Here is a 12796-nt window from a genome sequence, read left to right on the forward strand (position 1 = left end):
GTATTAATCTTGTACACTATGGTATATAAAAACAATATAAGAAACTTATTGGCTCTTATTTATCTTTTAGCTCTGAGTACCCCTGTACACGCACATGTCATTTTAGAGCCGCTGTCGAACAACCCTTTGCTTTTTTTGGCTGTTGTCATGTTGTGCTTGACGCCATTTTTTGTGATGCTCATTATTAACCGCAAAGCAGCAAAAAATCTCGACAACTTACGCATGTCGGAAAAATGGTTAAAAAGTACCGTAGAAGGAAGTGGTGATACCCTGTGGGATTGGAATATCCAATCTGGTGATATCATACGTATCAATGATAAATATGCGTTAAACGAAGAAAAAAGTAATCACTTTATACCTAACGCTAAGCGAATACATCCACAAGACATTCCACTTGTTGAAAAACAGCTTAAACTGCACTTTGCCGAAAAGACCGCCTTTTTTGAAGCTTCATACCGGTTGAGAGATAATTTAAATCAGTATCACTGGGTCTTAGACAAGGGCAAGGTTATCAGTAAAGACGATAACCTTAATCCGCTGAGAATGACAGGGACCGTACGTGATATCAACCATTTAAAAAGTACTGAGGAGCGCCTCAACTTATTCGCTAAGTGTGTTGAGTCCCTTACCGACGCCATCGCTATCTATGATCATAATTTTAAGCTAGTAGATTTAAACCCCAGCTACATTCGGGTGTTTGGTGGCAAGCGTGCACAATACATAGAATCAGACTTTCAACTACCAGGGTATGACAGTCGTTTTATCAGGCAAATAAAGTCGGCACTGAAAGAGGCTGAGCACTGGCAGGAAGAACTGAAGATATACGACCAAAAAGGCAATATGTTACCAATCGAGGTGACCATCGACGAAATCAAAAATAGCCATGGTCATGTCACTAACTATGTGGTTGTTTTTTCAGATTTAACAGAAAGAAAGAAAGCAGAATCACAATTGCATAACCTTTCAAACCGAGATCGCATAACAGGCCTGCCAAACAGAAACTTATTCTTTACTAATTTAAAAAAGCTCTCACAACAGGGCACACATCATGCCCTTTTGGTGTTTGACCTTGATAACTTTAAAAAGATCAATGATTCACTTGGCCACCAGCTAGGTGATAGCTTACTTTCGAAATTGGCTATGAGGCTTAACAAACTGTGTCGCCAGCAGGATACCTTCTATCGTTTAGGCGGTGACGAATTTGCACTGGTGATGTCTGGTACCAACGACATACACACCATCACAAAAGTCGCAAAACAATTCTTAGCAGCCATTGCCACCCCATTTAAGATGGCGAATCACGAACTGGTTATTACGTCTTCTGTAGGTATTGTATTGTTTCCAGAAGACGGTAATACTCCTGAGATCCTGTTAAAAAATGCCGATACCGCGATGTATCATGCAAAGCAAAAAGGTAACCATTACCTGTTTTTCAATGACTCAATGAATGAGCAAGCAGTCAAAAGGTTGCAAATAGAAAACTTAATGCGCTTCGGTTTGAAAGAAGACCATTTTGTTGTTTATTACCAACCTAAAATGGATATCCGCACCGGTAAATTGGTTGGAATGGAGGCATTAGTACGATTTATCACACCGAAGAAAGGCATTATTAGCCCAGGCGTATTTATTCCTATCGCCGAAGAAACAGGGCAAATTATTGAAATCGGTGAAGTGGTGCTAGATAAAGCCTGTAAAGATGTTAAACGCTGGGTTGACAAAGGCTTGTTTAATGGCCGAGTTGCAGTCAATTTATCAGCAAAACAATTTAGCCTCCCTGATTTAACAGCCCGTATAGATATTATCTTGCAAAAAAATCAACTTCCTTCGTATTTCTTGGAGCTTGAAATCACCGAAGGTACGGTTATGGACGATCCACAAGAAGCGATTTCAATTATGCGCTCGCTGAGCTCTCGCGGGATACACCTTGCGATGGATGATTTTGGTACAGGTTATTCGTCTTTAGCTTACTTAAAGCAATTTCCACTTAATACGCTGAAAGTAGACAAAGCATTTATCGACGATATGGAAAGTGAGCGAGGTCGAAACATGGTCGACTCTATCGTCACCATTGCCCATAACCTCGACCTGCACGTAGTGGCCGAAGGTGTCGAAGAAGAAGAGCAATTAACGCTTTTGAAACAGCTTGAATGCCAAACAATCCAGGGGTATTACTACTCAAAGCCCCTTTCTAGCGAAGAGTTTGAACGCTTTTTACAAGCGGAGACAGGTGAAAAGCCAAATCTGCAACTTGTAAACTAACTCTTTTTTAGTGTCATGAGTTCATAAATCCCTTTTAGTAGACAAGCCTACAACCACCACTTAAGCCCCCTATACCCACTTTTTACGGATAAAAACCAATCAAAAACACAAAATTGTTGCAAAATATTGCATTATTTAATTTAATACCAGCCTTGAAGATACAAGTGATTGCCAATTCTTTAGTACTAAAAATCGGTAATTCGCTAACGTAAGAGGAAAAATTCCTTAATAAACAAAATATTATTGGGTTTAGCTGATAAATTCTCTCCGTTTGAATGCTGAAAATGTGAATTTTGCCACATTATCGGCTCATTTAAGGTGAGAAAAGTGATGCTAATTTTGGATTCTTGCTTAGCGTAATATCGAGTTTGGTAAAACGTAATAGTGAATTTACGAATACTAGGCTAAAGTTAGTATTAAGTAGTTTAGGCGGTACTTGATAGATCATTTGGTCATGGTGTAGTTTGCAGCTACTCCACAGTAGTGCTTATTAAGCACTACTTGAGATGGTTTTAGAATGAGAAAGACCGAATAGGCATATTTTTTGAACTTATCTAATCTAATTTAATAAATTTCAATGGATTGTAAATTTAATTTATGTAATTAGACGAATACTGTTCAGCTTGAATATGTCAAGTATGTTTGTTATTTCATGACATTTTGCATAACAGGCCTTACTCATTACAGAATTCTCTCAATAGCTGCTAAAATTAGCCCCATGTTGTTTTAATTAATATAGTTTTTTCAAGGACACGGGCTATGGATCAGAAGAGTGTACATAATTATTTACAGGCAAAGCCTGGGACCTTTATTACCAAGCCGTTTGCACAAGAAGTAGATGTGTATAAAGTGCAACATAAAATGTTTGCAACGCTTTATGAAGGTAAAGAAGGCCAAACAAATGAAAATGGTGAACCAGTGTGGTGGCTAAATTTAAAATGCGACCCTGATGAAGCCTTGTTACTTCGTGACAAATATTCATCGATTGTACCTGGATACCATATGAACAAGCGTCTTTGGAATACCATTGTGCTTGATGGCAGCATTCCTGAAGACGAATTGCAAAAGTTAATTGATGACTCTTACAACATTGTTGTGGATAACCTGCCTACAGCACAACGTGAAGAGTTAAACCGTATCACTTCTGGTGGTAATTAATTGGCCTCCCTCGCACTGTGTGCGAGGGCCATTTAACCCTCCCCTGCTTAAACTCCTTACCCTTTAGCACTACTTTTCTCCTTTCTGATGGTTCTGTCACCCTGCTGTAAATTTGTTGTGGTTAATTATGCGCATCAAAATACAGATGTTTTAGGAACAGACGACTATGAAAAAAATCTTACTTCCCTTTGTCCTTTCAGCCCTCTTTACCGGTTGTTCACTTGATGGCGACGATGGTAATAATGGCACAAATGGAATTGATGGCGCTGAGGGGAAAATTGGCGAGACCGGGCCAGCGGGGGAAAAAGGCGATCAAGGCACGCCAGGTGCAGCAGGACAGCCTGGAGTTAATGCTCATGCGCAATTAACGCCAGTACTGGTTGGCCGTGCAGTTCTTAACGCACAAAGCCCTGAAGGGGCTGCTGAAATTGTCGGTTACCATGCCCCTAGCCAACGTATCTTTGCACTTAATAGCTCTGCAACCCCTGCGACAGTTGAAATTATCGAGATTGGGCAAATGGATACAGATTCGCTCACCAAAAACGCACGCGGAGTTATCACAGGCACAAACCTGCAAAGCAAAGAGACAGTAAACTTAAACGAGCATGAAAGCGGAGATGCGAATAGTTTAGCAATTCACGGGAACTTGCTTGCTGTTGCGATAGCCAAAGAAACTGGTCAAGCTGGCAAAATCGCATTTTTTGACATTTCGGCTTCTAAGCCTGTATTTATCAAATCTGTTAGCGTTGGTTATTTACCAGATATGGTAACATTTACACCAGATGGCGCCAAAGTCATTGTCGCCAATGAAGGCGAGCCCAAAGGTGACTACAGTATTGACCCCGAAGGTAGCATAGCCATAATCGCGATCAATAACGGCCAAGTTGAAGATAATGCTACGATCCTAAACTTCAACCAGTTTGATGATCAAATGGCAACACTATCCAAACAAGGGGTTGTATTTGCCAATCCGACTGGTAGAACCATTAAAGGCAAAGAGATAAAGACCACTGTTTCTATGGATCTTGAGCCAGAATACGTCACAATCAGCAAAGATAGCCGCTATGCCTATATTTCATTACAAGAAAATAATGCCATCGCAAAAGTTGACCTCAAAGACAACAGTCTATCTATTCATGGTCTCGGTTTTAAAGACTGGGGGAAGTGGACGTTAGACGCCTCTGATAAAGACAACGCAATTAACTTTTCATCATACCCAGGGCTCTACGGTATGTATCAGCCGGATTCAATATCGGCTTATCAATGGCAAGGCGCAAACTTTATCATTTCTGCCAACGAAGGAGATGGCAGAGAGTACTTCTTTGACTCTCCTGATGAAAACACTTGTTTAGCGGATGGCGGCCTTGAATACGACAAAGACGATGGCTGCTTAGCGTATACCGATGAGATCAGGGCGGAAGATTTAACGCTGGGTAACAACTTTGACTATGTGAATAATGACGACCAAGATATTGGCAGATTAAAGGTCAGTACAGTATTAGGAGATGCTGACAAAGATAACCAATACGAAGCACTCTATACTTACGGCGCGCGATCTTTCTCGATTTGGGACCACAACGGCTATAGAGTCTATGATTCTGGGGATGAGATTGGCAAGATTACAGCCGCAATTCACGGCTCAGCATTCAATAATGATGAAGATGAAAACAAGGGAGATACACGCTCAGATGCCAAAGGAGCTGAACCCGAAGCACTTGCCATCGGACAGATAAATGACCGTACTTACGCCTTTATTGGCCTAGAACGCATGGGTGGAATTCTCATTTATGACGTGACCAACCCTTTCAATGTCACCATGAATACTTACATGATCAACCGAGGCTTGGAAGCCGATGCTGAGATAAGTGGCGATCTTGCTCCCGAAGGAATGGTTTTTATTGACCAAGCGCAAAGCCCGACAGGTGAAGCTTTGTTAGTTGTAGGTAACGAGATCTCTGGCAGCATTTCTATTTGGTCATTGTCGAGTCAGTAACATTTTTGACATTTGAGCATCGCTGTCTAGGATAAAGCTAGCATCGCACCTTAAATACTGAGGGGGTTTTATGAAACGCATAGCACTTATCACCAGCGGCGGCGATGCGCCAGGCATGAATGCTGCCATTCGTTCGATTGTACTCGCCTGTCACGAACAAAACATTCAATGCTTGGGCTTTTTTCATGGATACAATGGCCTAATGCTCGATGAATTCAAAGAACTAACCGTTGATTTGGTGGCGCCTATTATTCAATTGGGTGGCACCATTTTAAAAAGCGCACGCTGTAAAGAAATGCATAACAATGAAGGTGTTGAACAAGTGGCCGGTACACTTACGCGACACAATATTGATGCGCTGATTGTGGTTGGTGGGGACGGTTCATTTCGGGGAATGATGGCATTACAACCATATTGGCATGGACACCTAATTGGCATACCAGCAACAATAGATAACGACTTGGCGTGTACTGACAAAACCATTGGCTTTGCGACTGCTGTGAGCACGGCAACACATGCAATCGACAAAATTCGTGACACTGCAAATGCCTTTGAACGCGTATTTATTGTTGAGGTCATGGGACGCCACAGTGGCCATATTGCGTTCAATGTCGGGCTAGCTACAGGTGCTGAAGCCATATTATCGTTCGAAAATTGCGACAGTAAAAATTTAGAGCAAGTAAAAGCTGACTTAATAAACCAGATCCAATCTCAGCGGCAACACAACCACAGTGGCTTTGTTATTGTTCTGGCAGAGAATTTATGGCCTGGGGGACCCCATGGCCTACAAGCTGCGCTGCGAGAAACCGCAAATATTGAGAGCGCAGTATGCGTTTTAGGCTACATTCAACGAGGCGGCAACCCATGTCCAGAAGATCGCATTCTAGCGACGGAGCTAGGCATTGAAGCGGTAAGGGCTGCTAAAAATAGATCGGGTATTATGGTCGGCAAAGTACATGGACAAATCTCGACAAACTGCATTATCCGAGCAACAGAGCAAAGTAAACCGGTAGACCAAGCATTACGCTTGGCCTACCATCAGATCTGCCAACTAACTTAACGCCCTAACTCGCTCTTTAAAGACGATGATTTAGCCATAAATATCAAAAAGATCAGCATTCAACCAAAGGTGAACCAAAATACTTGCGGCATATCCCAATGCAATCACAGGTGTCCACTTCAAGTGACCAAAAAACGTATAGTTTCCTCTGGCTTGTCCCATCAAGGCAACACCCGCTGCGGAACCGATTGACAGTAAACTGCCCCCGACACCAGCTGTTAACGTGATCAGTAGCCATTGTCCATGGGACATTTCAGGCTGCATTGACAAAACGGCGAACATCACCGGAATATTATCGATCACCGCAGATATCACCCCTAAGAATACGTTTGCCCCAGTTGCAGACCAGCCACCATATAAAATATGAGACATTAAATTGAGATATCCCAAAAAGCCAAGTCCACCAACGCACATAACAATGCCATAAAAGAACAACAACGTATCCCATTCCGCACGGGACACTTTACTAAACACATCAAATGGCACCACACTGCCCAACTTCTTGAGTCGCTCTTTGTCTCCTTCGCGCTCTGCCATCGCCATTTTGCGCGCTAAAGATCCAGGCAGTGTGACTCGTAAGAAATAACCAAAAAACTGTAAATAACCCAACCCCATCATCATGCCAAGCACCGGTGGTAAATGTAGTAAACTGTGGCACATTACGGCTGTAGCAACGGTTAATAAAAACAAAGTCAAAATTCGCAGCGCACCGCGTTTAAGCTCAACGCTTTCACAGCTCGCGGAGGGTTTCTTATTTGGAACAAACAGACTCATTATCGCCGCCGGTACCACATAGTTTGCAATTGACGGCACGAGCAATACAAAAAACTCATTAAACTTAACCATCCCGGCCTGCCACACCATCAGCGTAGTGATATCACCAAATGGGCTAAAGGCTCCACCTGCGTTTGCAGCGACAACGATATTGATACAACTTAGATTGATAAACTTTTTGTCTCCTTCCGCTACTTTCATGATCACGGCGCACATTAACAAAGCTGTAGTTAAATTATCGGCAATAGGTGAAATAAAAAATGACAAAAAGCCCGTTAGCCAAAACAGGGTTTTGTAGTTGAATTCTTTTCTTACCATCCATGCGCGAAGCGAGTCGAATAACCTGCGCTCTTCCAGTGCATTGATATACGTCATTGCCACTAACAAAAACAGCATGAGTTCTGCAAACTCGAGTAGGTTATGGCGAAAAGCATGCTCAGTTGCATCTGGCATGCCTTGCTCAATATAATAAGCGCCAATTAAAATCCAAATTAACCCAGCGGCAACCAAAACCGGTTTTGACTTTCGCATATGTAATTTTTCTTCCAGCATTACAAGGGTATAGGCAACCACAAAAATGGCTATGCATATAAAACCCAAAGTGTTAGCGGTCAAATCGAGTTGAGTAGTAGAAGCAAACGCTGAAAAATTGATCCCCAGCAAACAGAACAATAGCAGGCAACTTATCCCTACAAGTTTCATTTCAAGGTGTTTCCTTGTTTAGTGAGTACATCTTCGCCAGAAAGTAACACACTTTTTACACTTGTGGCATTGTACTCTAGTCTAATTTTTACAGCTGGTTTACGAAAAAACAGGTGAAAGCATGAGCTAACATGGCGAACCTTATGATATCGCGGAATTATGATTATTTCGTTAACTTGATTTTGTTGGCTCAGGTAAAAAGAGCAATGGGAAGCTCAAACGACAAAAAATGAGCCACATAGAAAGTGGCTCGATTTAGCAATTAGGTTAGTCCTGATGGCTAAGCTTATCTAGCGCTAGTATTAACATCAGTCCTACAACAGCCAGTACTGAGCAAAGTAGTAACTGGGCATCTTGACCCGTGACTTGCGTAAACTCCATCGGTGAAATATTTTTTTGCATTAGAGGCTTTTCAACGCCGCTCGAATTGACATAGGTTGTCACGACCTTTTTCCATGGCCACAACATGTTTAATGAGCCGATGAGAAAACCAGACAACAAAGCAAATGTAACTTGTTCAAATCGTGCCAAGAGCCACGATAAAAATCTTGAAAACATCATCAGCCCACACACACATCCAATCAAGAACAAGCCAACCAGAGCAAAGTCACGATCATTCACCGCATTTAAGACATGTCCATACATTCCCAACAAAAGCAAAATAAAGCTCCCGGAAATACCGGGCAAAATCATCGCGCAAATTGCAATGCTTCCAGCAACGAAATAAAACCAAGGTTGTGCCTGAGCTTCCGCTGGACTCAATGATGTAATCACCAGTGCTATCAGCGCTCCAACAACACAACTTGCAATGTGCTTAAGCTGCCAGCGCTCCACCTGTTTTGCAATGTACACAAATGAGGCGATGATCAACCCAAAAAAGAATGACCAAACCAGCTGCTGATGATTGTCTAGCAGATAGGTAATAATTTTTGCCAGTGATAAAGCACTGGTAAATAGCCCTCCAAATACAGCTAGCAAAAAGTTTCCGTCAACATGTGCCCACGCATCTTTTATTTTCCCCTTCAAAACCATCTGTAAAGCGGCTACGTTGACATTTTTAATTGCGGCTAAAAGGCGTGCATAGATACCGGTAATAAAAGCAATTGTCCCCCCGGAAACACCTGGAACAACGTCCGCAGCGCCCATACCTGCACCTTTAAAAAACAGCCAAATATAATCACGTTTGCTATCTGCCACTTTAGACACTTTTGAACCTCCATAATTTGATACCCGCACAGTGTATCAAATTCCCGAATTAAAATACTAAAGCTCGCTGGTTTTTAGTCGATACTTAAGTTAGCCGCAGCGGATTTGACGAATACTCGATGAAACATACGATAATTTCACATTTAATTATTTTTTTATGCACTATCGCCGCATTCAAAAACCAGAGTTTAGCAATAGAGCACATTGCACCTGTAGCCAAAGTCGAAGTAATAGAAGCCGATTTGAGTTACTGGTTGCCCAGCGACTCTTTCATTACTATCAAAGACGATGACAGAGAGATCCCTGTGCTTTTCTCCGAATATATGAGTGGTAGCAAGCGAGGTATTATTGTCATGCTGCCAGGCATAGAGCAGTCGCCTTTACAAGGAAACGGTCTGAGTTACTTGCGTGAGGCACTCAATGATGATGGCTACGACACCTATGTGATCCCCTCGCCCGGTTTCAATGCCAACGCCGACTTAATGCAAGACGCCATTGCAAATACAGCCAAAAGCGAATCAAACGCACCGCGACAAACTGTTATCTCTGCGATAAGCGAATCCGCCCTAAATGATTACAAAACTGAACTTGTGGCACGCTTTGATGCGCTATATAAAACTTTGGCGCTACGTGAACATGAGCACATTGCCATTGTTGCGTTTGGCAACAGTGCGGGGTTATTTGCCGAGTATCTAGCTACGCTGCCCAAAATACGTGTGGATGCTTTGGTCACTGTCAGCGCTCAACTTGCAAACCCAAATAGAAACAAGCACCTCGCAGCAAGTTTATCGCTGGTAAGCCCAGCACTGCTAGACGTTTTTTATTCATACGATAACCCTGCTGTGCTTCACACAATCAAAGATAGACGTCGATGGGCAAAAAGAAATAGTAAATACGATTATCGTCAAAGGGAGCTTTTCGGCCAAAACTCCCAACAAAACCAACATTATAGATTGCGAAAAGAACTTTCTGGTTTTTTAAGACAGCTCTAGACGTGCTATTTTTTAAGCACTTCGTAGGCCGCTTGAATACTTTGCGATTTGGCTTTTGCAACTTCCATCATATGTTCAGGTAACCCTTGAGATACCAATTTGTCTGGATGATGCTGTGCCATCAATTTACGGTATGCACGTTTAATCTCTTTATCACTTGCACCTTGCTCAAGTCCTAACACGGCTAATGCATGCTCCTTGGATACATCAGTGCTAGCGGCTGTGTTTTGGCGGTAGTTACCCGACTGTTCACGCTCTTGCCTAAAACTACTTTGTGAATGACGGCTTTGCTGCTGCGATTGCCATTGAGCCCGCTGCTGTCTGAACTTAAATTCTGCTTGATAGCGTTTTAATACGAAATTAAAGTGCTTGTTACCAATACCTAAAAATTTACTGACCAATTTCAGCAGTTCCAACTCCTTGCTGGAAAGGTGGCCGTCTGAAAACGCCATTTGAATTTGAATCTCTAAAAACAGCTGCAATAAATCATAGCGTCGTGCAAATGCCTCTTTAAAGTCCTCTACAGCTTCTTTAATAGAAAAGTCACTTTGCTTACCAGAGTTGAAGGCACTTTGTGCTTCTTTGCGGTCGTCACCATGTAGAGCCATCTCATCCATAAAAGCTGAAGCGGCACGGATATGCACCTCGCTCACTCTACCGTTAGATTTCGCGATATGGCCCATAACCGCAAAGCAGCTAGAAAAGAACAGTGCTTGACGTTCATTTAGGTCATCGCCACTAAAAAAACCTTGAAACCCACCAGCCTTGTCAAAGTCTTGCTTTAAGCTTTTATCAAACAAATGGCCCAAATAAAATCCAAGGGCAGCTCCAAGCCATTTCCCAAACAAAAAACCAAACCCAGTACCTAGAATTTTACCCCACATTACTAGCCTCCAAGGCTGCGTTGATCTCAGACAGTCGCTCTGGTGTACCTATATCATGCCATACCCCGACGTACAATTCACAAGAAACCACCCCTTCCTCTATTCCAGATCTTAACATTGGTCCAAGTGGAATTTTTTCTACTGAAAGGTTGTCAAAAAATGCCCTATGATACAGCCCGATACCAGAAAATGTATAAGTTTGCTCATTGGCTGGTTGGTGACTTAAACGAAAATCTCCAGCGGGGTTGTGAGGTGGGTTTTCCACCAAAACTAGGTGTGCTTCTGCGGGCATAAGTTGTAACTGACTTAACGCATGTACATCATAATCGGTAAAGATATCACCATTAATCACAATAAAAGTATCATGATCTTTGCACAACATTGGCATTGCTTTAACAATTCCACCGGCAGTTTCCAGCCCCCCATCGGGCTCGTAACTGTAGTCAATTTGCATACCTAAACGCTTGCCATCACCAAAATAGCGTTCTATTTTGTCGCCTTGCCACGCTAAATTGATCACCACTTGCGTAATACCTGCCAACTTTAATCTTTCGAGGTGGTATTGTATTAGTGGCTTATTGCCAACTTCTAATAAAGGTTTTGGCATATCTGCGGTCAAGGGCATCATACGCTGCCCGCGACCAGCGGCTAAGATCATTGCTTTCATAATGATTCTGTTAATTTCTTTTCTATCATAGGTATTATCTCGGATTGTAACCAAGTTGCAAGCCATTGAAACTCAGTAAACATCTCCGCAGTTTCCACGATGTAATTTATAGTTGGTAATATGCTTGGTAAGTAGCCAGGTTTGTCATCTCGCAAATGTAACCGAGCGAAAATACCTGCCGCTTTTAAATGCCTTTGTAGTCCTGTTAAATTAAAATACTCTTCATATTGTGCAAAAGACATATCAGGGAGTAATCCGGCGTCTGAAAGGTGCTGATAACTTTCTCTCTTCAATTGCTCAAACTGTTGTGACGGCAACTTAAGATAGCAATCCTTTAGCAGCGAAACAGCATCATAACAAACAGGGCCCACTACTGCGTCTTGATAGTCAATAAGACGCCCACGGGCTTGGCTATACATAATATTGCGGCTGTGGAAGTCTCGATGCATTACAACTTGAGGCTGCGCTACCATAGACTCGCTAAGGCGGGTAACTAATAGTTGCCAATTGTGCGTTACCTCAGCGGTGCACCTATAATTCAGCCAAGATTCCAGTAACCAAGATTTAAAAATGTTTATCTCCTGCTCGATAAACGCTGCGTCATAAGTGTTCATCCATTTAGATACTTCAAGCGTTGCAATTTGCGGCAACCAAGCAAGTAACTCACTGTAACAACTGTAATCCCCTTGCTGAGCAATAATATCTGCAAGATGGACCGACCCCAAATCTTCCAACAGCACAAACCCAAGCTCGATATCGAAAGCCAATATCTCTGGTACAGCCAATCCACCTTGAGAAAAAACATGATTGAGGTGAACAAATGCTTCAATCGAGCCTTTTTCTGGTGGTACATCCATTAAGATATGCTCAGACTGTGTTGTGCGAACGCGAAAATATAATCTAAAGCTTGCATCTCCTGTAATAGCAGAGATGTTCAATTCATCATCATCTTGTTTAAGTTGTTTAATATGTGTCTCGACAAAGCGTATTCTTTGTTCTTTTCGTTGCAATGCAAGTGTTAGAGTTGGGCTCGCCATATTTTCACCAATTACTGATCTTAATTACTGTATTTAACACTGTTTTCATTTATTATGTCTGGCT

General features: G+C 42.2%; 10 protein-coding genes. 5 read left to right on the forward strand and 5 right to left on the reverse strand.

Features of this window, described 5'->3' with window-relative positions; all coding sequences use genetic code 11:
- Positions 1 to 18 precede the first annotated feature (18 nt).
- From MHN81_RS13100 to MHN81_RS13115, 4 genes are all read left to right on the forward strand, one after another.
- Complete coding sequence (locus tag MHN81_RS13100) at positions 19 to 2259, forward strand: EAL domain-containing protein (protein ID WP_239425965.1); 2241 nt, start codon at positions 19 to 21, stop codon at positions 2257 to 2259.
- 759 nt (positions 2260 to 3018) lie between these two features.
- A complete protein-coding gene (locus MHN81_RS13105) occupies positions 3019 to 3417 on the forward strand; it encodes an MmcQ/YjbR family DNA-binding protein (protein WP_023397624.1) in 399 nt (132 codons plus the stop codon).
- Between the two features lie 166 nt (positions 3418 to 3583).
- On the forward strand, positions 3584 to 5410 hold the full coding sequence (locus MHN81_RS13110; RefSeq protein ID WP_239425934.1) for a choice-of-anchor I family protein: 1827 nt from the start codon (positions 3584 to 3586) through the stop codon (positions 5408 to 5410).
- Positions 5411 to 5480: 70 nt separating this feature from the next.
- The gene (locus MHN81_RS13115; protein WP_239425935.1) at positions 5481 to 6470 is read left to right on the forward strand and encodes an ATP-dependent 6-phosphofructokinase; all 990 of its coding nucleotides are present in this window, start codon (positions 5481 to 5483) and stop codon (positions 6468 to 6470) included.
- A 30-nt stretch (positions 6471 to 6500) separates the two neighbouring features.
- Here the strand turns inward: MHN81_RS13115 and nhaD are convergent, their stop codons facing one another.
- Together nhaD and MHN81_RS13125 are read right to left on the reverse strand one after the other, a co-directional pair.
- The gene (gene nhaD / locus MHN81_RS13120; protein WP_023397621.1) at positions 6501 to 7946 is read right to left on the reverse strand and encodes a sodium:proton antiporter NhaD; all 1446 of its coding nucleotides are present in this window, start codon (positions 7944 to 7946) and stop codon (positions 6501 to 6503) included.
- Between the two features lie 267 nt (positions 7947 to 8213).
- Positions 8214 to 9152, reverse strand: coding sequence for a DUF368 domain-containing protein (locus MHN81_RS13125; protein WP_023397620.1), 939 nt, complete (start codon positions 9150 to 9152; stop codon positions 8214 to 8216).
- A gap of 119 nt (positions 9153 to 9271) precedes the next feature.
- On the opposite strand from MHN81_RS13125, the gene MHN81_RS13130 reads away from it, so the two are divergent.
- Entirely contained in the window at positions 9272 to 10144 is an 873-nt protein-coding gene (locus MHN81_RS13130) for a DUF3530 family protein (protein ID WP_023397619.1), read from the forward strand.
- A gap of 5 nt (positions 10145 to 10149) precedes the next feature.
- Here the strand turns inward: MHN81_RS13130 and djlA are convergent, their stop codons facing one another.
- From djlA to MHN81_RS13145, 3 genes are read right to left on the reverse strand one after another with little or no spacing between them, the layout of a single operon-like run.
- Positions 10150 to 11028: a co-chaperone DjlA gene (gene djlA, locus MHN81_RS13135; protein WP_239425936.1), complete on the reverse strand. Its 879-nt coding sequence runs from the start codon at positions 11026 to 11028 to the stop codon at positions 10150 to 10152.
- Positions 11018 to 11695 (reverse strand): N-acetylmuramate alpha-1-phosphate uridylyltransferase MurU, encoded by a 678-nt coding sequence (murU, locus tag MHN81_RS13140; RefSeq protein ID WP_239425937.1) that lies wholly within the window; start codon positions 11693 to 11695, stop codon positions 11018 to 11020. Before murU ends, djlA begins: the two co-directional genes overlap by 11 nt.
- Positions 11692 to 12732, reverse strand: coding sequence for a phosphotransferase (locus MHN81_RS13145; protein ID WP_023397616.1), 1041 nt, complete (start codon positions 12730 to 12732; stop codon positions 11692 to 11694). The genes murU and MHN81_RS13145 overlap by 4 nt, the downstream gene beginning before the upstream one ends.
- Between the last annotated feature and the right edge of the window lie 64 nt (positions 12733 to 12796).

Source organism: Pseudoalteromonas sp. Of7M-16 (genome assembly GCF_022347805.1).
Taxonomy (GTDB): domain Bacteria; phylum Pseudomonadota; class Gammaproteobacteria; order Enterobacterales; family Alteromonadaceae; genus Pseudoalteromonas; species Pseudoalteromonas luteoviolacea_F.

Coding starts and splice junctions, on each gene's coding strand:
- MHN81_RS13100 (WP_239425965.1), top strand. CDS start 19: ATGGTATATAAAAACAATATAAGAAACTTATTGGCTCTTATTTATCTT.
- MHN81_RS13105 (WP_023397624.1), top strand. CDS start 3,019: ATGGATCAGAAGAGTGTACATAATTATTTACAGGCAAAGCCTGGGACC.
- MHN81_RS13110 (WP_239425934.1), top strand. CDS start 3,584: ATGAAAAAAATCTTACTTCCCTTTGTCCTTTCAGCCCTCTTTACCGGT.
- MHN81_RS13115 (WP_239425935.1), top strand. CDS start 5,481: ATGAAACGCATAGCACTTATCACCAGCGGCGGCGATGCGCCAGGCATG.
- nhaD (WP_023397621.1), bottom strand. CDS start 7,946: ATGAAACTTGTAGGGATAAGTTGCCTGCTATTGTTCTGTTTGCTGGGG.
- MHN81_RS13130 (WP_023397619.1), top strand. CDS start 9,272: ATGAAACATACGATAATTTCACATTTAATTATTTTTTTATGCACTATC.
- djlA (WP_239425936.1), bottom strand. CDS start 11,028: ATGTGGGGTAAAATTCTAGGTACTGGGTTTGGTTTTTTGTTTGGGAAA.
- murU (WP_239425937.1), bottom strand. CDS start 11,695: ATGAAAGCAATGATCTTAGCCGCTGGTCGCGGGCAGCGTATGATGCCC.
- MHN81_RS13145 (WP_023397616.1), bottom strand. CDS start 12,732: ATGGCGAGCCCAACTCTAACACTTGCATTGCAACGAAAAGAACAAAGA.